The following is a 25,221-nucleotide window of genomic DNA, read 5'->3' on the forward strand; positions in this document are numbered from 1 at the left end:
TTTCAGGTCTCAGCCTTACACTTATTTATTTCCCAAGAAATATGCTTCGACTTCTTTCCAGTTATTCACACGATCGAAGTCTTCGTTATGAATATTGTGCTGAGCTGTATACATCACTGGTTTTCCTGTAAAACGTGCCAGTTGTCTTGGGTTATCATCAATTAAATAATCTGCTTTAACAATATTCTTTCTGCCGCAAAAGACGAATTGCTGCGGATCTAAAAATGGAAAATGTACTCTTAACCATTCATATTTATCATGGAACGAAGTCGGTACATCCATTGCTGCTGTCGCAATGTAGATATCATAATGCTCTGCTAGTTTCTTAACCACTTCTTGTGAATCTTTAATCACTTCTAAGTTTTTGAAGAAGCCCGGTTGTTTCAAAACTTCATCAAGCACACCTTCGTGTTCCGGCATAAAGTGGCGTAATTTATTTCCATCTAATAATGCCTCTTTGATTCCTAAATCTGTACGTTTATTCACTTCCTCAATCAAAGCTTTGATTGTATCCGCTAATACTTCATCCATATCAATCGCTATTGATTCTCTCTTCATACTTATAGCAACTTCCTTTCCTTATCTTCTCTTCGAGTATAGCATATTTATTTTATTTAGTTGTGAAGCAAGGTTGCCGATTATGTAAATACAAAACAAGCAGAGACTGTTCATCGCTCTGCTTGTCCATATTCAGCTTATTTTTCAAAATCAAAATTTTTCAAGACTTCGATCATGGCATCATTTTGTTCTGGGAAGCCGATAGTTACACGTACACCGTTCGGGAATGGGCGTGTAATACAGCCTGCACTCAAGAATGCTTCATATAAATCTTTAGGTCGGTTGGTATTAATGAATACAAAGTTGGTTTGACTCTCAAAGAAATGCTTGCTTTCTGGAATTTCATAGAATTTCTTACGTTCAGCAGCATTTTTTTGCTGGATTTCTTTTAAGTACGCTTGATCTTCAAAAGCCGCAACTGCCGCATATTCTGATAAACGACCTACGTTAAACGGTGGACGGATAATATTATACGTTTTAATCGCTTCTTCTGTTGCGATGATATAACCGATTCTAAGACCAGCTAAGCCGTAAGCTTTAGAGAATGTACGCATTAAGAATGCATTCGGGAAGCGTTCTTGCAATTTCAATGTATCCGGGAAGTCTTTTGCTGTCACAAATTCAAAGTATGCTTCATCGACTAAAACAGGTACGTTGCTTGGTACTTGTTCAAGAAATGCTTCTAATTCCGCATGTGTCACGTAATTGCCTGTCGGGTTATTCGGGTTGCAGATCCATACTAACGCTGTATCTTCATCTACTTCTGCTAAAATACCATCTAAATCAAATTGTCCATTGTCTTTAAGCGGTACTTGCACAACTTCTGCCGCTTCTACAATCGCATTATGATAGTATTGCCCGAATGTGCCTTGGCTTGTAACAATTTTATCTCCAGGTGTTAACACAGCACGTGAAATCATGAGGATGACTTCATCTAAGCCGGCACCGAATAAAATACGATTTTCATTGATACCTAAAGCTTTGGCGATATCTTTACGTAATGTCGGTGCACCTGTTTCCGGGTAATACAACACTTCATCGACATGCGAGCGAATTGCTTCTTTTGCTTTTGGAGAAGGTCCGTATAAGTTTTCATTAGATGCAAGTTTATGTAATTCGATATCTAACCCGAATTCTTCTTTTAAAGCTCTTGGCGAGAGACCTGGCTGATATGCTGAGAGTTGATTGATTTGTTCTTTCATAAATATCTGTCCCCTTTTAACTGGTTTGTTTAAAAATTTGAAATTTACAGACAATTATATACCTAATAGAGGCGAGTTGGCAATAGTTGTTCATGCGTTCATGAAATTGTACGGTTTAAAATAGAAAAAGTCCGAGCACAAAGGCTCAGACTTAAACTTTAATTATTATTTTTCAATCAAATGTTCTTTTTCTAAATATTCTTTAGCGACTTGATACGGATCTTCGTTTTTCACTGTTACTTTATAGTTCATTTCCTGCATTTCTTCATCTGAAATTTTGCCTGCTAATTTATTCAGCGGCTTTTTAATTTCAGGATGATCTTTGAGGTAGGATTCTTTAAAGATTGGTGCGCCTTGATAAGGCGGGAAGACATGTTTATCATCTTCTAATACCACCATATCGTATTGTCTCAATTCCGCATCTGTTGAATAAGCATCGATTAAGTTGATGTCGCCTTTTTTAACTGCTTGATAGCGTAATTTAGGTTCCATTGTACGGATATTATCAAACTTCAGACCATATGCCTTAGAGACCGCTTTAAAGCCGTCAGGACGGTCATTAAATTCTAATGTAAAGCCTGGTTTGATTTGATTTTGCACTTTTTCTAAATCACCTATCGTTTTCAGACCATGCTTTTTCGCAAAGTCGCGTTTGACTGCCAATGCATACGTATTATTGTATTTCATCGGTTTCAACATCGTGATGCCTTCTTTTTTCTCTAAGCTTTGTTTCGCTTGCTGGTATACTTTGGCTTCTTCTTTAGATTTCAACGGCTCTTTCGTTAATTCGCCTAACACTGTACCTGTGAATTCTAAATAACCGTCAATATCATCTGATTTCAGTGCGTTGTATAAGAACGATGTTTTACCCATACCGTCTTTTACTTCAACTGTATTATCTGTTTCATCTTCAATTAAAATCTTATACATATTCGTAATGATAGAAGGTTCTGAACCTAATTTGCCGGCAATTGTTACTTTGTCGCCTTTTGCGCCTAACATCGGCACTACTAATACTAAGACGATAACAATTAAAATGGCACCTAAAGTAATTAACAATTTCTTATATGACAGCTTCTGCATATAACGCAATGCTAAATCAAAGATAATCGCTAAAATAGCAGCTGGAATAGCGCCTAATAAAATCAGAGAGCTGTTATTACGGTCGATACCTAATAAGATTAAATCACCTAAACCGCCTGCCCCGATTAACGCAGCAAGTGTTGCAGTACCGATAATTAATACCATTGCAGTACGTATACCTGCCATAATAATCGGCATAGCAATCGGTAACTCTACTTTTGTTAAGCGGCGTCCAGGTTTCATCCCAATCCCTTTTGCGGCTTCTACTAATGAGGGATCTACTTCCTTGATTCCAGTGTATGTATTACGCAGGATTGGAAGTAATGCATACACAACTAATGCAATGATAGCAGGAACTGTACCAATTCCGAATAACGGAATCATTAGACCTAATAATGCCAGTGACGGTATCGTCTGCATCACCGCAGCAATATTAATAATCACTTCAGAGAAGTGCTTGGTCTTTGTCAGCAAGATACCTAAAGGTACCCCGATTAAACAAGCAATCAGCAAAGCGATAAATGAAATCTGAATATGCTCTAAAATAGTACTCAGCAATTCACCTTTACGTTCAGAGAGGGTTTGGAAGAATGTACTCATGATACGTCACCTCTCTTATTTTGTGCTAAGAACTTAAAGACATCTTCTCGTGTTAATAGATGCAGCTGTCCTTGCTGCTCAACTGCAACACCATCCGCATGTGCTAAATCCTCATATACTTTATTGAGCGGTGCATCTGCAGATACGACAGGCAATTCCTGTGCAGTATCAATCGCTTTCAGTTTTGTTGCGCGTAAAATCGTTTCAAGTGTCAGTCTTGGTGCGTTGGCTTGATCATATTGGCTGATGAAGTGTCGGACAAACTCATTTTTCGGATGATCTAAGAAACCATCCGGTGTATCGATTTGTTCTACACGCCCCTCATTTAACAAGCAGATACGATCTGCTAATTTCATAGCTTCGTTAATATCATGTGTCACAAACACAATTGTTTTCTTGATTTTTGACTGCAATTCAATCAAATCTTCTTGCAATTTTGTGCGGCTGATCGGATCTAATGCACTGAAAGGTTCATCCATTAATATCATTGGAGGATCTGCAGCCAGTGCACGTACAACACCGACACGTTGACGTTGGCCGCCTGATAACTCATCAGGTTTGCGATCGCAATATGTATCAGGATCTAAATTAACCATTTCTAATAATTCATCAATGCGCTGGTCGATTCTAGTTTTGTCCCAGCCTTTCATTTGAGGCACTTGTGCAATATTTTCTTTCACCGTCATATGCGGAAACAGCGCAATTTGCTGAAGCACATAGCCGATATCCCATCGCATTTCATAAACTGGAAAGTCACTGATCGGCTTATCCTTAAAATAAATGTATCCTTTCGTGAGCGGAATCAACCGGTTAATCATTTTCAAAGTTGTTGTCTTACCGCTTCCTGATGGTCCGATTAACACGAAGAATTCGCCTTCTTCAACATTAAAGCTGACATTATCGACTACTGTCTTATTGCCGTATTGCTTCGAAACGTTCTTAAATTCTATCATGCTTTATTCACCTGCATTCTATTCATTTTAAAAAAACAGCAAGCTTACACATTAATCATTGTGATACTTGCTGTTATTTTTTATTTCCTCTATACCTGTGCTTTATAGTTATGAATGGTTTCAATAAATTGAGGACAGTAATGTTTTAATTTATAACTGCCGACACCATCTATCGCAATCATTTCTTGTTTGGATTCTGGCTTGCGCTTCGCAAACTCTTCCAAAGTGAAGTCTGTAAAAATACTGATTGGTGCCACATTCAGCTTCTCGCTTAATTGTTGACGTACTTGAACAAGTGCATCGTATAAAGCGCGATCGACGCCTTCAATCGTATTAATATTTACTTTTTCTCGTGATTTTTTCTTAAATGGTACAGTATAAATTTTTAATCCTTCATTTAATACTTTCTTAACCTTTTTATCACAAGTTAAAACTTCATCATTTTCATTTAAGAAACCTTTAAAGCGTAATTCATCAATCAAATGACTGCATTCTGATGTAGTATATTCTTTCATAATACCGAACGTTGAAAGTTTGTCATACTGGTTGTACTTCACATAGTCTGACGTTTCCCCTCTTAACACTTGAATGATTACGCCGTACGTTTCTTGCTGCTTCATGCGTACAATACAACTGATGATTTTCTTCGCTTCATTCGTCATATCGTATGTTTTGTTTTCATTTCTGCAGTTGCTGCAGCGTCCGCATTCTTCAAGCTTCTCATTCGGTTCAAAGTAATGGACTAAAGTAGCTTCCAGACATTTCTTTGTCTTGGTATATTGAATCATTTTATTCAGCTTTTCACCCATTTTCTCTTTATAATCATCATCCCCTTTAGAAGATGAAATAAAGAATTGATGCAAGCTGATATCACGATCGCTGTACAATAGAATACATTCACTTGTTAAGCCGTCACGTCCGGCACGCCCAGCTTCTTGATAATAAGATTCTAAATCACCCGGCATATTGTAATGGATGACATATCTGACATTCGATTTATCGATTCCCATACCGAATGCGTTGGTCGCAATGACTACTTTCGTACGGTCGAAGACAAAGTCGTTTTGTGCTTCTTCACGCTCTTTATTCGTTAAACCTGCATGATAAATCGTACTGTTGATTTTCTGATCTTCAAACACTTGCTGCAGCTCTTCGACTTGTTTGCGCGTCGAACAATAAATAATGCCTGCTTGGTGGTCATGTTCTTTCACATACTCTAAGACGAACTTCTGTCTTTGATACGTTGAATTTACTTTGAAGACCAGGTTCGGACGTTTAACACTTGTTTTTACACGATTGTAAAAAGCAATGTGCAAACGTTCCATAATGTCTTTTTGAACTTCAACAGTTGCTGTAGCTGTCAATGCCGCAATCGCAAAGTCTTGAGGCAGACTCATAACTTTATCAATCACTTGCTGATAACTCGGTCTGAAATCGTGCCCCCATTTAGAAATACAGTGTGCTTCATCAAAAGCGATTAAATGAATATCTAATCCGAACATCAGCTTCATAAATTGACCATTGTCAAAACGCTCTGGCGCGACATACAAGAACTGAATATCGCCGCGTTTTAATTCTGCTTCAATTGCTCGCTGCTCCTTTTGAGACAAGCTGCTGTTCAGATAAGCAGCGCGAATACCCATTGCTTTCAACTGATCCACTTGGTCTTTCATCAATGAAATCAATGGACTGATGACTACCGTGACGCCACCCATAATGAGTCCCGGTACTTGATAACATAATGATTTACCGCCGCCTGTAGGTAAAACCCCCAGGACATTTTGTTTGTCTAAAATTTTAGATATAATTTCCTTCTGCCCTGGACGGAAATCTTTATATCCAAAATAATGCGATAATGTCGTTTCCATAATCTTGACCCCTTATTGTTCTTTTAATTCTTCAAGCTCGCTCCATCGTGTGATGTCAGCTTCATACTGTGTCTCTAGCGCTTCTTTCTCTGTGTTTAATTCTTGAATTTTACCGTAGTCGTCGCTTGCGTCTATCATCTCTTGTTCTATTTTCTCTAGACGCGTTTCTGTTTGTTCAATACGCTCCATAACAGTTTCGTATTCACGTTTTTCTTTATAAGACAACCCTTTTCTTTGTCTTTCTTTCGGTGCTTTCGGCTGTGTTTTCACAGTTTCCTTTTGTTTTTCTTGTTCTTGTTTATAATTTTCATAATCCTCAAAGCTTCCGATAACACGTTCGATTTTACCATCATGTACATACCAATATTCTTGTGCCACTTTATTTAAGAAGTAGCGATCATGGCTGACAGTGATGACTGTACCGCCGAACGTCGCAATATAGTCTTCAAGGATTGTTAATGTTTCAGTATCCAAGTCATTGGTCGGCTCATCAAGCAGCAGCACATTCGGTTGATGCACCAACAATCTCAGCAAATACAAACGCTTTTGTTCTCCGCCGGATAATTTATAGACTTTCTTGCCGTGTGTTGCGCTTGGGAATAAGAAACGTTCTAACAACTGTGTGACTGAAACAGTTGTGCCGTCTTTTTCTTTTGCGACTTCGCTTTCTTCACGCAAGAAATCAATGACACGTATATCTCTGTCTAAACGCTCATCAGTTTGTTTGAAATAAGCTGTTTTTACAGTTAATCCGATTTTCAAATCACCGTCAAAATCTGTATCTTCCCCAGCTAATATATTCAATAACGTCGTTTTACCTGCACCATTCGGTCCTACAATACCGATTTGCTGGCCGTTTTGAATAATTTGCGTCACATGCTCAAATAACGTCTTATCTCCGATACGTTTTGATACATCATCTAATTCAAAGACTTGCTTGCCTAATCTTGAATGCGCTAAATTCAATTGTCCGCTTTCTCTTGTTGTTTGATTCTTCACTTGTGCTTCTAAGTCGCCGAAACGATTAATACGTGCTTGCTGCTTAGTCGTTCTGGCTTTAGCACCCGCACGCATCCATGCAAGTTCTTGTTTATACAATTGACGTGCTTTTTGATTTTGCTGCTGTTCGATTTGTTCATTTTCTGCACGCATCGCAATATAGTCTTCATAATTGCCGGGATAGGTAGTTAATTTGCCTCTATCCAGTTCCACAATGCGTGTCGATACTTCATTTAAGAAATAACGATCGTGCGTCACAAACAAGACAGTGTGCGGATATTGCTTCACATAATTAATCAGCCATTTAATCGAATCAAAATCTAAATGGTTGGTCGGTTCGTCTAAAAGCAATAAATCCGGTTGTTCAATTAAAGTTTTTGCTAAAACCACACGCTTTTGCTGACCGCCAGATAACGCACTTACTGGTTTAGATGTATCATGAATGCCGAGTTTAGATAGAATCGTTTTCACTTCAGCACTGTAATCCCATGCCTCAGCTTGATCCATTGCTTCTTGTGCGTTCATCATTTGCTGGAAGTCTTTATCGCTTTGTGTTTCGCTGTAGCGCTGTACAGCTGTTTCGTAATTTTTAATGAGCTTTACAGCATCTGTATCTGCACTTAATACTTCTTCAAGCACTGTATGGTCTTGATTCAAGTCTTGTTTTTGCGAAGAATAGCGTATGCGATAAGCATTCGGACAATTGACTTCTGCTTCAAAGTCATCATCTAGTCCTGCAATCACTTTTAACAATGTACTCTTCCCTGTCCCATTAATACCTACGAGTCCAATACGTTCATGCTCTGAGACAGATAAGTGCAAGTCATCAAAAATAATCTTATCTGCGTATGATTTATGTAAATGTTCAATTTTATATGCTTCCATGTCATGCCTCCGCTTTGTTCAATCCGTTCATATCAATTGAGGTAGTCCTCTGCACATCTCAATTTTCAGTTCTATATATTATACATCTTTTGAGGCTCAAAAGATACTCTTACAGGTTCTTCTAAGCGAGTTAAATATTAAGCTTTTGTAAAGATTTTCGAATACAAAAAAGAAAACGGGCAAACCCTTTTCGGATTTGCCCGTTCAATTCAATGACCTGTTTATCATTGATTATTTTTTCTCAGAACCTTTTGGTCCTGCTTTATATTGATATTTAGATGGATCAATTTTTTTGAAGTCTGGGTTTTTATAGAATCTGAATAAATCACCATTAAGAACGCTGTCGCTCATTTCCAAGTCTTTTTCGACTTGTTGTTTATTTTTCTGCAAGTCTGCAGGTTCTTTAGGCAATGGTTGGTTCGTTTTATTATCGTATGCTTTACCATTTACATATTTGTATTCAGGAGTGATGAAATCACCGTTTCTGAATGGTACAACTTCTTTATGGTTTTTAGATAATAAATCTGTACCCAGCATTAAGAAGTTATCTGTATTGATACCTTCTAAGTTAAGCAATGTAGGCATTACGTCGATTTGTCCGCCGTAAGTATTGTCTACGCCGCCTTCTTTACCAGGAACTTTCATCCATAAACCAGTACGGTTCAAGTCCATGAATTTCGCTGGTGTAATTTCTTCGCCTAAAAGTTTTTCCATTGCTTTATTATGGTTTTCAGAAATACCGTAGTGGTCACCATAAATGATGATCACAGAGTCATCATAAAGACCTTTTTTCTTCAATTCATTAATATATTCTTCTAATGCACTATCCATATAGTTCGCAGTTTGAACATAACCATCTACTGTTGAATCACCAGTGTTTGGTTTTTCAATTCCCGCTTCATCCGGAGATAAAGTGAATGGGTAATGGTTTGTCAATGTAATCAAGTGTGAGTAGAATGGTTTCTTCATCTTAGATTGATATTCCGCTGATTCTTTGAAGAACGGTTTATCTTTCAATCCTAAGTTTTCGATGTTTTCCGGACTCATGTCATAATATGTTGCATCGTAGAATTTATCGATACCGAAATGTTTGTAGACTTGGTCACGGTTCCAGAAAGTTTTGTAGTCACCATGCATTACATTGCTTGTATAACCGCGTTTTTGATCAAGAATGGCAGGTAATGATTGATACGTGTTAGAACCTTTCAATGAATAAGCTGAACCTTGCGGTAAACCGTATAAGCTGTTATCCATTGTAAATTCCGCATCAGATGTTTTACCTTGTCCAGTTTGGTGGAAGAAGTTCGGATAATATCTGTAGCCTTCTTGTCCTGATGACAATTTGTTAAGGAAAGGCGTTACTTCTTTACCATTGACTTTTTTGTTGATCAAGAAAGTTTGGAAACTTTCTAAATGGATTTTAATAACATTTTTCTTTTTACCTGCACCAAAGTATTCTGGATTAGGTTTTACTTCTGATTGTCTTTGTTTTGTATAGTTAAGTACTTTTGTTAAATCATCTTCAGATGCCATTGCTTTTTCTTGATGGTTTTGAATAGATTTCACACCATCATAAACTGTGAAGTTGTATGGTCCAAGATATTTAACTAGATACTTATGGTCGAATGTACGAGTTAATAATTCAGGACGGTCAGTTTCCGCAAATGCTAAGTTCAAGAAGAATAAAGCAACTGAAACTGCCATTACAACTGGTACGAACTTCTTGCTGAAAGTACGTGTATTTAACCAGCTTGATTTAAAGATTAAGATAAACAGGTAAACAATCGTATCAATGAAATATACGAAGTCATACCATTTGAACGACGCAGATACTGCACCGCCCATAGATTCAACGTTGCCCGCTTGATTTAAAGTACTGAATGTTAAAAAGTCTGAGAAGAATCTAAAGTAAACAACGTTCGCGTAAAGCAAGAAAGTTAATAAGAATCCGCCGATAAGCATAAACCAGAACGCTTTCTTACCTTTAAAGAACAAGAATACGCTAAGTATTAATGCGAGTAAGCTGTATGGATTCATTAACAAAATCAAATTTTGGACTAATCCCTTAACTCCTAAAGAAAAATCAACATAATAAGCAAAATACGTCTTCAAACTTACGGTTAGTACGGTAAGCAAGAAGAAGACAAATATGCTTATTTTCTTTTTCTGCAGACTCATGTGTGTCTCCCCCGTTATTTGTTATTTTAGTATTCAATCAATCATCAAACAGCACCATTCCCCGTTTTATATCGTATCTCTTAGAAAGGCTTCCTGCTCAATGGCCAATCAATAAAAAGCAAAGCAGTTAAAACTGCTTTATCAGTCTATATTTTCAATCGTTACATCTTTTTTTCGTTTCATTTTTCAATTTCATATTCACTAAAAATTTACAAACACTACTTTTTGTAACATACTTGTAACAAAAATCACGTAGTACAGTAATTAAATATAGAACATTTCACACTACATTTCAAGTAATATCTTACGCAAAGATGACTTATTACACTTTATTTTTTCTATGTTAATTTATTAATAAGGCAATTTGAAAACCGTTCATAGTGCGTGTTAAGCCTTATCAATTTCGTAATGAATAAGTGTTGATAAAGTAAAATTATACAGCAGCTGCCTCAATTTTGAATCAGTCCGCAGCCCTAGTAGCTGGTGTTATTTTAAAGCAGCAAAAAATCCGAGAAAAGCATGTCGCTTCTCTCGGATTATTCAGTCAGATGTTTCAATTATTATTTCTGCATTTCCTGCAGCATACGGTACTCAATACCATGGAACAACTGTTGCAGCCAGCTGCTGTATTTCATTAAGTTGCTTTCAGCTGTGTACACATCAATATATTGGAATTTCAAACGTGCACCTTGCGGCTTTTGTGCAAGTTTTGTTAAATGATAGCTTGCAATCGTTCCAAGCTGCGGATAACTGCCTAATGTATAATGGTCATTTAATAAAATAATCGGTGAACCGTCACGTTTCACTTGAATCGTACCGCGTTTAACTGATTGATGCGGCGGCATATCTTCATAGAATGCTTTCACCGGATCGCCTTCTAAAATCATACCGGCACGATTCGCTTTGCTGGTTACTTTGTATTCTCCGTAAGTAAATCGGTTAAGTGTCTCTTCGTCAAAGTCCTCTGCACCTTTGTTTAAGACAACATGGAACATATCAGACATGTAGTTGAAAGATAACGCATAACCGTCAATACCCCAGTCTGTCTTGTGTGTGACTTTCAAGTTATCGAATAACTTCAAATGGCGTTTTGTGTAGTTGCGTTTCATATTAATTGCATCGCCTGTCTGCAATGCACGTCCTTGATAGCCGCCGATTTTAGATAAAAAGTCAGTAGAAGTTGAGCCGAGCCACTCTTCTAATTCCACACCGCCGCCGATTGCTAAGTAAACGCGTGAAGTACGGTTAGATTCAGAAAACTGCAATACATCGCCTTTTTCGACTAAATACAATTTATTCGGCAAAATACGCATATTTTGTGTCCACGCTTTAAAATTGCCGCCGGAAAGTGCAATTAATGTAGGCTCTGTAAAACGGATACGCGCCATTTTTGTCGTCATTTCTAATGTCGCTTCATTTTTATCATTTGCGACTAGACGGTTTGCGATTTCATGTGCTAGGAAATCAAGGGCACCGCCGGGAATCACGCCATCATGTTCATAACCTTGGCGTCCAAAATCTTGGAAACTAGAAAACAGCCCTGGATTTTCAATTATGATTGACATGCTCATTGCCTCCTACTGCTGCATTTTCAGGATCTGCCGGTTTAAAACGCACCGTATCTCCTAATTTCAATAAAGTAAAGTCTTCTTTCTCTGGGTTGAATAAACGCACAGGTGTATAACCGATCACAAGCCAGTCGCCATATGTATCTGTTGTCACTACACCGCATTTCTTACCTTCTAAAATAACGGATCCTGCAGGAATGAATTTTTGTTCGCTGCCCGTATGATTGACATAAATACGTTCATTCAATCCTGTTAAATATGGAAAACCAGGTGAATAGCCCATCATTGAAACGAAATACGTTTTATGCGCATGCAATTGAATGAATTCTTCTTCAGTCATTTTGAAATACGCTGCGAGTTCAGCTAAATCCGGCCCGTATTCTCCGCCGTAATACACTGGTAATTCTGTCGGCATATTCACTGCATCCCCGTGTTTGACTTCAATTTTAATAGAGTGCAGCAAATCCGTCATGTATTGAAATGGAGACACGATATGGTGATGCTTAATCATATCTCGCGCATTATAAACAATCATCATATCCGATTCTGTCGGCACAATTTCAGTAATAAACGGATAATTTTGATCTAATAAGTATTTACGCAATGCTAACAAATCTTCTGTTGTATGTTGTGTGACTTCTTTTTCCACAGAAACCACGATGGCTTGGTCACCTTGACTATATATTTTCATAATGCACCTCTGGTCTTCATTGATTATAGAATATATTTAACAACCTCAAAATATACGTTATCAACATGTTCATAAAATAATATACGAGTACAATTTGTATCAATAACATTACACCTACAACAACTTTGGCTTTTATCAGCTGGTGCTGCTGAATGTAATGTTTCATCATGCGCTTAGCAATCATCGTTACAGCAACTATCAATATTATGATTATCCAAATCATGCTGCCACCTTAATTTATACCCTTCTGAAACTTATAATGTTCTAATCATTCTTAATTCTAAAGATTTATCTCAATCTCGGCAACCTCTCGCAAACTATTTACAAGAAAAATTTCCGCTTCCCCTGCTTCCAGCTTACGCTTAAGTTCAGAGATGTCATAATCCTTTTCTTTTGCTTTGCCTTCATCTAATAATTGCGCGCGCATACACCCGCGCAAGAAATCATTTTCAAAGGATGGTGTATAATAATGTTCATTTTCTTTAATCAATACATTGCCGATATCAAATTCCAACACTTTGCCTTTATTATCATAATACAACACCACATCGGTTTCGTGATTATGTTCTACATGCTCCCTATGCGAAGTTTTATTAATATATTGCCACTTCGGATAGTCGGTGTTTATCTGCTGTGCTTTCGCTGTAAAGTGCGATTTATTCGGCAATGCGACACATTGATATGTCAGTGTGCCTGAAGGTTCTAACATCACTTTCAAACGGTGTGTTCCTGTCGGATGTGCTTGTTGAATGGATTGAATAAAGCGTTCGAACGTCTCTTTAGTTAATGGATAATCTAATTGTTCAGCTGAGTTGAATAAACGTGCTTGATGATAAGTATATCTTGGTATTTTGCCTGCTTCTAAACGCATCGTCTCAAATAAATACATAATCACTGCTCCAATATTTTAGTTTTCGCTTTGAATTCTGCCACTTCTGCTTTTGGATCTGAATCAATCGTAATACCGGCACCGACACCATAGACAGCCTTGCCTCCGATATACTGCACCGTACGAATCGGCACATTGAAAATCGAAGGCCCTTTAGGAAGCATTAAACCGATAGTACCGCAATACACATGTCTAGGTGTACTTTCTAGTGCTTTGATATAGCGCATGGTATTTAGTTTCGGTGCTCCTGTAATGGAACCGCATGGGAAAAGTGCTGTAAATATACGATGCAAGGAAGTATTGCTTGGCAATTGCCCAGTGACCATGCTCGTCATTTGAAAGACCGTTTGGTACTTTTCAATATGAAACGGCTGATATACTTTGACACTGCCCGGCTCAGCGATACGTGCAATATCATTGCGCAACAGATCAACAATCATCACATTCTCGGCTTGGTCCTTTTCCGATTGTTTCAGTTGCTGATAATAATATTGATCTTCTGTTTCATCCTTGCCTCTCGGCATCGTACCTTTCATCGGTTTGCTTAAGACAACATCTTGCATCGACTTAAAGCTGCCGTGTTGAAAGAACAATTCCGGTGAAATTGAAGCCACTTCTAATTCATCTGTATCAATGAGTGCCGTATAATTTCCATGGCTGCTTCTTGTAAGATAACGATACATAGCCGCTATAGGCATACGGATATCATCAAACATACGTGTCGTGTAATTAACTTGGTACGTATTCCCTTCCACAATCATAGCTTGAACATGTTGAATATGTGCAATCATCGTCGATTCAGGCAGATAAAATTGAAATTGCAGGTGTTCTGGCTGTTCTGCTTTTACTGTCTGTTCTCTATCAACAGGTGCTTCGAATACATAAGCAGCCGCATATACATACGGTGATTGCTTTGGTGTATGGACTTCCATTTGTGCATTGAAGGCAGGTGCTGCTTCATAAGGTAGGTAAACACCTACAAAGTTGCCTGCTTGCTGTGCTTGTTCCGCAAAGTCGATGACATCTTTAACCTCTTCTAAGCGATAAGCAATCCGCTTCTCTTTCAACTGATCAAACGCATATTGATATTGCTTGTACTCTGTTTCATTAGTGTAATAACGAAAGTTAAATTGAGCTAACAAGTGACTCACCTGCCTGTTGTAAAAATAGTCGGATCTGTTCATGTCCATATTCGCTTAAAATGGATTCCGGATGGTACTGCACACCAAATACCAGATAGTTTTGATGCGCTACTGCCATAATGATACCTGCATCATTTTGTGCAGTAACCTCCAGACATTCAGGTATACGCGCAGCATCTGCGCATAATGAATGATAGCGCATAACATGAAATTGTTTCGGCAGTCCATGAAATATCCCTTTGTCATTGTGCGTTATCTTTGTCGTATGTCCGTGTACCGGCCGATCATTATGAATAATCTCACCGCCGTAATGTTCAATCAAAAGCTGAAAACCTAAACAAACACCTAAAATCGGTGTCGTTGTACTGAAGTTTTCTACTACTTGATGCAAAATCGGATAGTCGCTCGGACGTCCAGGTCCTGGGGATATAACAATGGCTGTGGGCTGCATGGCACGCATGGATGCGATATCCACTGCATCAACATCAATGACTTGAATCTCTTCTTTGCTTTCAGTCGCCAAATAATCTACCAAATTGTATGTAAATGAATCTTTGTTATCTATCATTATGATCATTTTTAACTTGTCCCCTTACTCAACGTTCTTTTACTATCCATTTTACAAGATGTCGGCAGATTTTGTAATAGCAATGACCACATCTTGATTTTAGTGCAGAAATATATTATTCTATCTATCGACATAAATAACACAGAGGTTCCTAGCTGATACCCTCTATAAAAAACTAGACTTTTACTTCCAATCGTCTATCTTTTATAGAGATAGTCAATAGATTAATCAATTGTCTACGTCAACTCGGACCTAAAAGAGCTAAAGCAATATTGTCTCACAATTTGCTTGCTCCCTTTAGCGTCCGAGTTTTTTTATTGATTTGGCTAGGCCATAAATTAAAGGAGAGAATGACTTATGGCACCCCATACCCTTGACGATAAAAAGGCATTAGTCGTCTTCAGCGGCGGACAAGACAGTACAACTTGTTTATTTTACGCGAAAGAAAAATTTGATGAAGTCGAACTTGTCACATTTCAGTACGGTCAAAGACATGATACTGAAATCGAAGTAGCGAAGAAAATCGCACAAGAACAAGGCCTTAAACACCATGTTTTAGACATGTCTTTATTATCTCAACTGACACCTAATGCACTTACACAACATGAACTGAAAATCGAAGACACAGATGATGGTGTTCCAAATACTTTTGTGCCGGCACGCAACCTATTATTCTTATCATTTGCAGGTGCACTGGCTTATCAAATTAAAGCACGCCACATCATAACAGGTGTTTGCGAAACAGACTTCTCCGGCTATCCGGATTGCCGAGACGACTTTGTCAAATCGATGAACGTCACATTAAACCTATCTATGGATAAAAACTTTGTTATCCATACACCTTTAATGTGGTTAGATAAGAAAGAAACTTGGGCCTTAAGCGATCAACTTGGCGTTTTAGATTATGTCAGAAACGAAACATTAACTTGCTATAACGGGGTTATCGCAGACGGCTGCGGTGAATGCCCTGCTTGTAAATTACGCAAACGCGGTTTAGATGCTTATTTAGCAGAAAAAGGAGTGAAATAATTTGTTACAGCAAATTTATCCAACTGTCGCCCATCCATACGCATTCGAACTTAATAAAGATTTCCACTTTGCGGCTGCACATTATATTCCTTGCGATGATGCAGGAAAATGTGTACGTACGCATGGTCACACATACTTTGTAAATCTGACAATCGTCGGAGATGAACTTGATCACAGCGGTTTCTTAATCAACTTTGCGGCTCTAAAGAAAGAAATTCATGAACAATTCGATCATTATTTATTGAATGATTTACCGCAATTCAAAGACAAAATGCCATCTACAGAAGTCGTAGCACAAACGATTTGCGACATCACAGAACAAATTTTAGAAAAACAGCCGAATCAGCCAAAATGCGCACAAGTCTATTTAAGAGAAACACCTTCAAGCTACGTAGTCTACCGACCAAAGGCGTTTCGCAATGGCTAAAATTCCTGTATTAGAAATCTTCGGCCCTACTATACAAGGTGAAGGCCGTGTCATCGGACGTAAAACTATGTTTGTGCGCACAGCAGGCTGTGATTACCGATGCAGCTGGTGTGATTCTAGTTTTACATGGGACGGCAGTATGAAAGATGAGATTCAAATGATGACCGCAGAAGAAATTTATGAACGTTTATATGAAATCGGCGGCGATTGTTTCAACCATGTCACTATCTCAGGCGGCAACCCTGCTTTAATCAAAGGTATTCAGGACTTGGTAGATTTGTTTGAAACTAAAGGTATAGAAAGCGCACTCGAAACACAAGGCAGCCGCTTCCAGCCATGGATGCGCCAAATCAACGATTTAACAATTAGTCCGAAACCGCCAAGTTCAGGTATGAAGCCGAACTTGCAGATTTTAGATGAAGTCATAGAACAATGTGTCAAAGAATCACTCAATTTAAAAGTCGTTGTCTTTGATGATAAGGATTATGATTTTGCGAAAGCTATGCACCATCGCTATCCGGATATTCCTTTCTATTTACAAGTGGGCAATCCTTATTTAGATGATGAAGTAGAAAATCATACACAACGTTTGCTTAAACGTTATGAAGACCTCGTTGAAACAGTGATGAAAAGCAGCGATATGAATCAAGTCTATGTTTTACCGCAATTGCATACTTTACTTTGGAGCAATATGAAAGGTGTTTAAGTCTCGGGCAAACTTGCCCGAGCTTTTTTTATTCGAAAGTGTTTTCAAATGCTTAAATTTACCGAAATTGATATAATATTCCAGTGAATAATAGAAGTCAGGAGACACACCTTATGCTCATATACATAGTTATTAACATAGTGATGATTTTAGCTTCAATCTTTATTGATATGTTTTTCAATTCTATTCACCAAGTGCGCTTAAGTTCTATTTTAATCGCAGTTACATTGAATAGTATTACTAATATGATTATCATTGGAAAGTACGATTTTATTACATATTCTATCGTTGCTTTTATTTCAATTTGGACACTTCTCGCTTTACTTACAGATTGGAAATTAAAGCCGATTATCTTTGAAACGCAAAAATTCATAGCCTTTGTAGTCTTTACAATCATGAGTCTTTCGATGCTTATCATCTTTAATACCAGCGAGAAATCATATTATATGTCGATTCCATATCTATCACCTGTCTTCTTTTTATTCGGCGCATCCTTGATTTTCTTAGCTGTTTTTCATAATACTGATCAACAACATCATCCCAAACACTTTTGGAATGATATCGCAAAGTCTCTGACAATCGGAACAGTGCTCATTATTCTTTCATTCTTAGTAATTACACTTTTAACACCATTCTGGTATATTTTCTTAATCGTGTATTCTATTTTATTATTATTTGTATTATGGACGAAACCTTTTTGTATGAAATTTGATTAAATATGATTATCTCTTCAGTAATAGTGGTAAATACTAACAAACACAATAGAAAGTATTGTTAGTATTTTATGAGGAGGCTATTATTATGGGATTAATAGTAATGTTAATCGTCGGGGGCCTAATCGGTTGGTTAGCCGGCGCTATTTTAGGTAAAGATATTCCTGGAGGAATTTTAGGAAACATTATCGCAGGTATCGTAGGTGCTTGGTTAGGTTCAGCAATCTTTGGTGATTGGGGTCCATCATTAGGCGGCCTAGCAATCTTCCCAGCATTAATCGGTACAATTCTTTTAATCTTGATTGTATCATTCATCTTTGGTGCAATTCACAAGAACAAAAGAAAATAAGCATTAACGCTGAAGCAGTACCACTCAATTAGTTGAGTGGTACTGCTTTTTTCATTGGATTATATTATACGTCATTCAATTTAATCCTACTTTAGATTCTCTTTAATAGTATTGCCAAACTATTGTTTGATACAATAACAGTGAAGACAAAGTAGAAGGAGAGCGAACTACCCTTGAAGAAAAACACAAAGTTAAACAACAAAATTAAGATTCCCCGACTTGGTTTAGGCGTTTACAAAATTGATGAAGAACATATGAAGCCTGCTGTAAAAGCAGCTGAAAAAGCTGGTTATCGTGCCTTTGATACAGCTTATTTCTATCATAATGAAAAAGAATTAGGTGCAGCACTTAAAAGCGGCAAAGTACCTAGAGAAAAGTTATTCATCACAACAAAACTATGGAATGACTATCAAGGTTATGACAGCACAAAAGAATACTTTGAAAAATCGCTAAAAAATCTTGGCACAGATTACTTAGATATGTTCTTAATTCACTGGCCATGCGAAGAAGATGGTTTATTTATCGAAACCTATAAAGCCATGGAAGAATTGTACAAAGAAGGCCGTGTCAAAGCTATCGGTGTGTGCAACTTCCAACAACATCATTTAGAAAAACTGATGGAAAACACTGAAATCGTACCTGCAGTTAATCAGGTTGAATTCCACCCTTACTTAAATCAACAAGACTTGCAAGATTTCTGCGATAAACACGACATTAAAGTCACAGCTTGGATGCCTTTAATGCGCGGCCGAGGTTTATTTGAAGATCCGGTTATCGCTAAACTAGCCAAAAAGTATGAGAAAACACCTGCACAAATCATTTTAAACTGGCATTTGATGCACAATAGAATCGTGATTCCAAAATCACAAACACCTTCACGTATTGCGGAAAACTTCGAAGCCCTTTCTTTCGAATTGCGTAAGAAAGACGTGAAGAAAATCGATGCCTTAAACAAAGATTTAAGACAAGGAAAACATCCTGATGAAGTACGTATCGGTACATTAAAATAACTTTATTCAAGTTCATAGCTAACGAAAGGACAGTGCAGAGTGCAAATCCTCTGTACTGTCCTTGTTTTTTTCATTTCACTTATATAAAGACCAATTATTGTCTATCAATTTTTGTTTCGATACTCATTATTTTTAACCTTTTTAAGATGCATGACCGCACGAATAGTGATCACAAGTAAAATAATGACACCAGCTGTGAAGATTAAGTCCCAAGGCAATCTGCCCCATAACAACCAAAATACTGAGTCATTATGATAAAACTCTGTCAATCTTGCATGCCAGTATCCATTTTTTATTGCATCTGCCAATTGAATATAGCCTACTGGAAGTAATGTCACAAAGACCATTCCTGCCAAGCCGATATTTAATAACCAGCATGAAATAGAAATCCATTTTTCAACTTTCTTCGTCCAAAATTCAGTTTTAGTAATACTTCTTAATACATATAACATAATCGCAATTGAAAACATACCATACACACCAGCCATTGAACCATGTGCATGTGCAGATGTCCATTGTGTCCCATGTTCAAAGTAGTTAATAGCCGGGGCATTAATCAAGAATCCTAATGTACCTGCACCAATTGCATTCCATAAGCCTGTAGAAGCTAAGAAGATAAATGTACCTTTGTATGGGAATTCAATTTTGCTGAATTTGTAAACACGATAATGTGTGTAAGCTTCCCAGATTAATAAACATAACGGTACAACTTCTAAAGCAGAGAAACTTGAACCTAACGCTAACCAAATTGAATGGTCACCTTGCCAGTAATAATGATGTCCCATTCCTACAATACCTGTACCAAGCAATAAAATGATTTGGAAGTACAATGCACGGATTGTAGATTGTATTGTGGTTAATTTCATATCTACCATCAAGAAACCAATTAATATAACCGCAAATGCTTCAAAAATACCTTCCACCCATAAGTGTACTATCCACCAACGCCAGTAATCAGCAAAAGTGACATGTGAGTTAGGCATAATAAATAGTGATGCTAAATAGAACATCGGAATTGCGATTGCGCCAATAAACAATAGTAAGATTAAACGTTTACGATGCTGTTCACTTCCGTCTTTAATCGCAGGGATAAAGCCTCTAGCTAATATAAACATCCACAGTACCATACCTACGATAAATAGGATTTGCCAGAATTTACCAAGTTCGATATATTCCCAGCCAAAGTGACCAAACAGCCACCATTTATCGTTGATCCAGCCTAGAATATTGCCCCATTCACCTATCATACTGCCGCCAGCAACAATTAATAATGCGACGAATAAGATATCGACTAATTTGCCTTGATGTTTAGGCTCTTTGCCCAGTACCCTCGGTACAATATAAATACCTGTCGCAAGCCATGTTGTTGCGACCCAGAAAATTACCAGCTGTAAGTGCCAAGTCTTCGCAATGTTGAATGGGAATAATTTTTGAAGCGGAATGCCAAAGAATTCATTTTCTACATAATAATGGGCCATTAATTCACCTAATAAGATTTGAATTAAGAATAATACCATTACAACCACAAAATATTTTGCTGTTTTCGCTTGGCTTGATGAAATCGTATTTTGAATTTTAATTTCAGGCAAATGGTATTCACTGTCATATGTCGATTCCATATCGAATTGATAGCGTCTTTGGAAATAAATGATAATTGCAACACCCGCAACTAATATCGCAACAGAAATTGCTGACCATATTAATGCTTCACTCGGCATTGTATTACCAGCTTGTTCATCAAATGGCCAGTTGTTTGTATATGAGAAATCTCTATCTGGACGGTCTGTTGAAGATAACCAAGCTCCCCAGAAGAAGAAATCGCTCAAATGCTCAATTTTATTCCCTTTGACCATATAATCATTCGTCTTGATTTGATCAATCATATTTTGCGGTAAACCTGCTTGTTTAGGATTATTCACAAACACTTTATTGTAATAATCTCTGACATAATTCAATCCTGCAACTTGTGCATCTGTTAATACAAGTTCATCTTTAGCTTTTGAATAGCGATTCACTCGTATTTCTTTTTTAACTTTGTCTTCAATCCCCGCTTTCTGCATTTGGTTTAATTGTTTAAAAGGTTTGTCATAAAGCTTTTCAGCATAATAACGATGCATGCCTTTTAAATAATGATGCAATGTTTCTGCAGTATAATCAGGCCCTAAATAAGATCCGTTTCCTAAATATGAACCATAATCCGTCAAACCATATTTTTCATAAATAGCTTGACCGCTGATTAGTTCGGATTTAGAAATGACCGTCTGTCCACTTTCATTCACCACTTTTGTCGGACGGGGCGCTTCATTTTTAAATATCAACCAACCACCAGCTAGCAAAATACCGAATACGATGACTAAAATTGTTACTAAAACCTTCGACAATCTACTGTATGGATTTTTCATTCTGATTTTCTCCTCAGTAACTTCGACTCTCAATTTCAGAATACGCTTACTATAATTGATAGTAAATATCATTCTCAATTAGTTCTTGATTTTGTCATAAATGTATTTATGCATAAAATGTTACTTTCTTCGATTTTAGTTTTATTTTAAGTTTTTTGCTTTTAAACAATTTTTGTGTTCTACAAATGATTTAATAAGCAGTGTAATCTTCCTACTTTTATATTTTTACACTAATCCAGGGAGATAAGAAATCATTCAGAAACTTGTCACAAATAAATTTTTAAGGTCTTACGCTTACAGTGTTTGAAATTGATTTGCAATAAGTGCTCTTGAAGTTTTTGTGAAGATTACAATAATTCTTCTGATTTAGAACACTTTTTGTTTTTTATTTATCACTTTTCTTCTTATAATAAAGATGAGTCGAAGAAGGAGAATGTTGATGATTACTAAAAATGATATTGTAGCAAATGTTGTGACGGACTATCCTAAAACTGCGGATGTATTTAAACATTCTGGTATAGATTTTTGCTGCGGCGGGCAAGTTACGATTGAAGCAGCTGCTAAAGATAAAAAGCGTGTCGTATTAGAAGATCTATTAGCCGAATTAGAAGCAGCGAGCAAACAAGATGCAGGCGGACAAGGTTTAAACCCTAAATATCTTAGTATCCCTTCATTAATTCAATACATTCAAGATGCATATCATGCACCTATGAAAGAGGAATTCAAAAACTTAACGCCTTACGTAACGAAATTAGCGAAAGTACACGGCCCTCAACACGACTATCTCTTAGAATTGAAAGACCTATATACAACATTCAAGAATAATATGTTAGAACATACACAAAAAGAAGACGAACAAGACTTTCCTCAATTGATTGCTTTTGCGAATGGCGAAGCTGTAGACAATGTAGAAGCAATTATCGAAGATTTAACTGCAGATCATGATAGTACCGGCAATCTGCTCCACAGAATGGATGAAATCACAAATGATTTCCAACCTCCTGTTGAAGCTTGCGGTACATGGCGTTTAGTATATACACGTTTAGCTGCTTTAGAAAAAGTAACATTACAACATGTGCATTTAGAAAATCATGTTTTATTTGAAAAATGCCGCGAAAAATTGCAATCTCACTAATTCAAATAAGGTTGGATAGGTACTTTTGCCTATCCAACCTTATTTTTGTATGATTCACTTTAAAAACTTATTAGAGTTTAGGAAATTGCACAGTCATTGCAGTGCCGATATTAGGTACACTTTCTACGGTAATGGTTCCACCGATTTGATGGACCAATGCTTGTGTAATATAAAGTCCTAATCCAGAACCGCCGGTATGATAGTTGCGGGAATCTTCTACTCTGAATGTTCTTTCGAAAATACGCGGTATATCTGATTTAGCAATACCGATACCTTCATCTTTAATTTCAATCTTAATTTGATGCGCGCTTTCTGACAGGCCAATATAGATAGGACTGCCTGACGGTGAAAAGTTCAATGCATTATCGATTAAATTAGTGATGATACGTTCAAGCGGTTGCTGATATTGTCTGAACGGCAGCAATTGATTGCAAAGTTTTATTTCTAATTCTCGTGCATCTAGCTTCATGCGCTGTTCGTAACCATTCAAGATAGTCAAAAGCAGCTGATCAATTTGTATCATTTTAATTAAATGCGTGTTCGGCGCATCTACAGTAGCCACATTGGTCAATTCATCGAACATATTGGACAAACGGTTGGATTGTTTCATGAGACTTTCATACGCTTTTTGACAATCATCTTGTTGATGAATCACACCATCTTTTAAAGCCTCTGAATAAGAAATAATACAAGACAAAGGTGTTTTTAAGTCATGTGCCAAATTTTGAATTAACTCATACTTCTCTTGTTGTTCGGACTTGATTTGTGCCATTTGATTCGTAATTTCATGTGCCATTTTATTAAATGAATGACTTAACTCTTTTATTTCACGCGGTGATTTAAAACGTGTCGGTTCTATATCATAATTGCCGTCCGCAAATTGTTTTGTACGCATATTGAAATGCTTAATCTTTTGGACAAGCGGAGTTAAAAAGAAACTGCAAATAAACAAAGTCAGACAACTGGAGACGATGGCACTGATTGTCAGTAATAGTGTCGTATGTCCATTAAACAACATCAGTTTATAAGCAATGCCTAAAATCGTAGAAGCTAATAAGACACTGGTCAATACACCCATTATTACTTGTGTTCTGATTGAAAACATGGCTGGACATTCCTTTCGAATTTATAGCCTAAGCCCCAAACAGTTGTAATCGTATAATCATCAAACTTGAGCTGATCAAATTTATCCCTGATACGATGAATGTGTACATTTACAGTACTCGCATCTTCGTAGTAATCATAACCCCAAACTTCCTCTAACAACTGCGACTTAGAAATAGCTTGGTTTTCATGCGTTGCCAAATACCATAAGAGTTCAAATTCCTTCACTCTCAAATTAACAACTGTATCCTCAATTACTGCACTTTTGCGCTGGTCATTTAGTTCCAATGTATCAAATACTAAAATATTTTCTTGCACTTGGCAGCGTTTGACTCGATTCAATAAATTATTAGCACGTAACACTAATTCTCTTGGACTGAAAGGCTTCTTAATATAATCATCCGCCCCTAAAGTTAATGCATAAATCGTATCGTGTTCCTTGGTTTTTGCGGACATATAGATAAATGGGATATCCAGCTTTCTTTGTTTCATTTGTTTGATGACTTCATAACCATCGACATTCGGCATCATAATATCTAAGACAATCAAATCAATAGAGGCATCCAATTGATTCAATGCTTCTTCGCCGTTTTCGGCCGTCACTACTTTATAGCCTTCATATTCGAAATAAGTCTGGCAGATATCTACAATATCTTGTTCATCATCTACGATTAAGATTGTGTTCACGTTTTATATCACCTTTTTCTTTTATATACGCGATGATAGATTTCAACGCTGTTTGATTTACTATATTTTTATTCATCAGCAAAATGATAAAAATTGCTAATTGAAGCGGATAAGTAAAAATCATATCCGATAAAATATAATTTAGCATAACAAAAGCGCCGAAGAAACTTGCAATATGTGACAATATACCTAACAATAACCCTAAACCTATCGCAATTTCCCCTAAAGGCACGATAAGGTTAAATACTGGTGCTGCTGGTGTTACGATATGTTCAAAGAAAAGCTTGAACCATACTGGCGAATCCTCATTTTGAATCACTACCGGAATCAATGGTTCAATTTTAAAACCACCGGTTAATTTCTCCCATCCTTGTGCAAAAATATAACCGCCTGAACCGATACGCAGCACGAAGATGATACTCATCCAAATCAAACGTAACTTCTCTTTCATTGTTCTCAACTCTTTTCTGCTTCA

23 protein-coding genes are annotated in these 25,221 nt (G+C 37.1%); 7 read left to right on the forward strand and 16 right to left on the reverse strand.

Translation table 11 applies throughout. The features are described from left to right. Positions 1 to 21 precede the first annotated feature (21 nt). The 12 genes from DVJ99_RS08120 to DVJ99_RS08180 form a co-directional block, all read right to left on the reverse strand. Positions 22 to 558: a 5' nucleotidase, NT5C type gene (locus DVJ99_RS08120; protein WP_105993536.1), complete on the reverse strand. Its 537-nt coding sequence runs from the start codon at positions 556 to 558 to the stop codon at positions 22 to 24. Between the two features lie 137 nt (positions 559 to 695). Beyond that, a complete protein-coding gene (gene hisC / locus DVJ99_RS08125; RefSeq protein ID WP_114603832.1) occupies positions 696 to 1,760 on the reverse strand; it encodes a histidinol-phosphate transaminase in 1,065 nt (354 codons plus the stop codon). A 165-nt stretch (positions 1,761 to 1,925) separates the two neighbouring features. Further along, positions 1,926 to 3,443 carry an ABC transporter permease/substrate-binding protein gene (locus DVJ99_RS08130; protein ID WP_114603833.1) on the reverse strand — a complete coding sequence of 506 codons (1,518 nt, stop codon included), beginning with the start codon at positions 3,441 to 3,443 and terminating at the stop codon, positions 1,926 to 1,928. After that, positions 3,440 to 4,396, reverse strand: coding sequence for an ABC transporter ATP-binding protein (locus DVJ99_RS08135; RefSeq protein ID WP_114603834.1), 957 nt, complete (start codon positions 4,394 to 4,396; stop codon positions 3,440 to 3,442). The genes DVJ99_RS08130 and DVJ99_RS08135 overlap by 4 nt, the downstream gene beginning before the upstream one ends. Before the next feature lie 89 nt (positions 4,397 to 4,485). Next, on the reverse strand, positions 4,486 to 6,267 hold the full coding sequence (recQ, locus tag DVJ99_RS08140) for a DNA helicase RecQ (RefSeq protein WP_205527054.1): 1,782 nt from the start codon (positions 6,265 to 6,267) through the stop codon (positions 4,486 to 4,488). A gap of 9 nt (positions 6,268 to 6,276) precedes the next feature. Then, positions 6,277 to 8,148, reverse strand: a complete 1,872-nt coding sequence (locus tag DVJ99_RS08145; protein ID WP_114603836.1) for an ABC-F family ATP-binding cassette domain-containing protein — start codon at positions 8,146 to 8,148, stop codon at positions 6,277 to 6,279. A 231-nt stretch (positions 8,149 to 8,379) separates the two neighbouring features. After that, a complete protein-coding gene (ltaS, locus tag DVJ99_RS08150; protein WP_105993530.1) occupies positions 8,380 to 10,326 on the reverse strand; it encodes a polyglycerol-phosphate lipoteichoic acid synthase LtaS in 1,947 nt (648 codons plus the stop codon). Positions 10,327 to 10,886: 560 nt separating this feature from the next. Next, positions 10,887 to 11,891: a 5-oxoprolinase subunit C family protein gene (locus DVJ99_RS08155; protein ID WP_105993529.1), complete on the reverse strand. Its 1,005-nt coding sequence runs from the start codon at positions 11,889 to 11,891 to the stop codon at positions 10,887 to 10,889. Beyond that, positions 11,875 to 12,585, reverse strand: a complete 711-nt coding sequence (pxpB, locus tag DVJ99_RS08160; protein ID WP_114603837.1) for a 5-oxoprolinase subunit PxpB — start codon at positions 12,583 to 12,585, stop codon at positions 11,875 to 11,877. The genes DVJ99_RS08155 and pxpB overlap by 17 nt, the downstream gene beginning before the upstream one ends. Before the next feature lie 280 nt (positions 12,586 to 12,865). Beyond that, positions 12,866 to 13,474, reverse strand: a complete 609-nt coding sequence (locus DVJ99_RS08170) for an aminotransferase class IV (protein WP_114603839.1) — start codon at positions 13,472 to 13,474, stop codon at positions 12,866 to 12,868. Positions 13,475 to 13,476: 2 nt separating this feature from the next. Further along, complete coding sequence (locus tag DVJ99_RS08175; protein WP_162912157.1) at positions 13,477 to 14,616, reverse strand: chorismate-binding protein; 1,140 nt, start codon at positions 14,614 to 14,616, stop codon at positions 13,477 to 13,479. Then, positions 14,600 to 15,193, reverse strand: a complete 594-nt coding sequence (locus tag DVJ99_RS08180; protein WP_114603840.1) for an anthranilate synthase component II — start codon at positions 15,191 to 15,193, stop codon at positions 14,600 to 14,602. Before DVJ99_RS08180 ends, DVJ99_RS08175 begins: the two co-directional genes overlap by 17 nt. 348 nt (positions 15,194 to 15,541) lie before the next feature. On the opposite strand from DVJ99_RS08180, the gene queC reads away from it, so the two are divergent. From queC to DVJ99_RS08210, 6 genes are all read left to right on the forward strand, one after another. Continuing rightward, positions 15,542 to 16,213 carry a 7-cyano-7-deazaguanine synthase QueC gene (gene queC / locus DVJ99_RS08185; protein WP_114603841.1) on the forward strand — a complete coding sequence of 224 codons (672 nt, stop codon included), beginning with the start codon at positions 15,542 to 15,544 and terminating at the stop codon, positions 16,211 to 16,213. Position 16,214: 1 nt separating this feature from the next. Beyond that, a complete protein-coding gene (gene queD, locus DVJ99_RS08190) occupies positions 16,215 to 16,640 on the forward strand; it encodes a 6-carboxytetrahydropterin synthase QueD (RefSeq protein WP_105993522.1) in 426 nt (141 codons plus the stop codon). Continuing rightward, the gene (gene queE / locus DVJ99_RS08195) at positions 16,633 to 17,346 is read left to right on the forward strand and encodes a 7-carboxy-7-deazaguanine synthase QueE (protein WP_114603842.1); all 714 of its coding nucleotides are present in this window, start codon (positions 16,633 to 16,635) and stop codon (positions 17,344 to 17,346) included. Before queD ends, queE begins: the two co-directional genes overlap by 8 nt. Positions 17,347 to 17,459: 113 nt before the next feature. Continuing rightward, on the forward strand, positions 17,460 to 18,062 hold the full coding sequence (locus DVJ99_RS08200; protein WP_114603843.1) for a hypothetical protein: 603 nt from the start codon (positions 17,460 to 17,462) through the stop codon (positions 18,060 to 18,062). Between the two features lie 85 nt (positions 18,063 to 18,147). Continuing rightward, a complete protein-coding gene (locus DVJ99_RS08205; protein WP_105993519.1) occupies positions 18,148 to 18,408 on the forward strand; it encodes a GlsB/YeaQ/YmgE family stress response membrane protein in 261 nt (86 codons plus the stop codon). Positions 18,409 to 18,581: 173 nt separating this feature from the next. Then, positions 18,582 to 19,418 carry an aldo/keto reductase gene (locus tag DVJ99_RS08210; protein WP_114603844.1) on the forward strand — a complete coding sequence of 279 codons (837 nt, stop codon included), beginning with the start codon at positions 18,582 to 18,584 and terminating at the stop codon, positions 19,416 to 19,418. Positions 19,419 to 19,522: 104 nt separating this feature from the next. Here the strand turns inward: DVJ99_RS08210 and DVJ99_RS08215 are convergent, their stop codons facing one another. Next, complete coding sequence (locus DVJ99_RS08215; RefSeq protein WP_114603845.1) at positions 19,523 to 21,820, reverse strand: nitric-oxide reductase large subunit; 2,298 nt, start codon at positions 21,818 to 21,820, stop codon at positions 19,523 to 19,525. Between the two features lie 439 nt (positions 21,821 to 22,259). Between DVJ99_RS08215 and scdA the strand changes: the two genes are divergently transcribed. Beyond that, complete coding sequence (scdA, locus tag DVJ99_RS08220; protein WP_114603846.1) at positions 22,260 to 22,955, forward strand: iron-sulfur cluster repair di-iron protein ScdA; 696 nt, start codon at positions 22,260 to 22,262, stop codon at positions 22,953 to 22,955. Between the two features lie 70 nt (positions 22,956 to 23,025). On the opposite strand, the gene DVJ99_RS08225 is transcribed toward scdA, so the two are convergent. Genes DVJ99_RS08225 through DVJ99_RS08235 form a run of 3 tightly spaced genes read right to left on the reverse strand, consistent with a single transcriptional unit; the run spans position 23,026 to position 25,197 of the window. Next, a complete protein-coding gene (locus tag DVJ99_RS08225; RefSeq protein ID WP_114603847.1) occupies positions 23,026 to 24,060 on the reverse strand; it encodes a sensor histidine kinase in 1,035 nt (344 codons plus the stop codon). Beyond that, positions 24,036 to 24,746, reverse strand: coding sequence for a response regulator transcription factor (locus tag DVJ99_RS08230; protein ID WP_114603848.1), 711 nt, complete (start codon positions 24,744 to 24,746; stop codon positions 24,036 to 24,038). Before DVJ99_RS08230 ends, DVJ99_RS08225 begins: the two co-directional genes overlap by 25 nt. Further along, the gene (locus DVJ99_RS08235) at positions 24,721 to 25,197 is read right to left on the reverse strand and encodes a DoxX family membrane protein (RefSeq protein WP_114603849.1); all 477 of its coding nucleotides are present in this window, start codon (positions 25,195 to 25,197) and stop codon (positions 24,721 to 24,723) included. The genes DVJ99_RS08230 and DVJ99_RS08235 overlap by 26 nt, the downstream gene beginning before the upstream one ends. Positions 25,198 to 25,221 lie beyond the last annotated feature (24 nt).

It is taken from the genome of Staphylococcus sp. EZ-P03 (assembly GCF_003344575.1).
GTDB classification, from domain to species: domain Bacteria; phylum Bacillota; class Bacilli; order Staphylococcales; family Staphylococcaceae; genus Staphylococcus; species Staphylococcus simulans_B.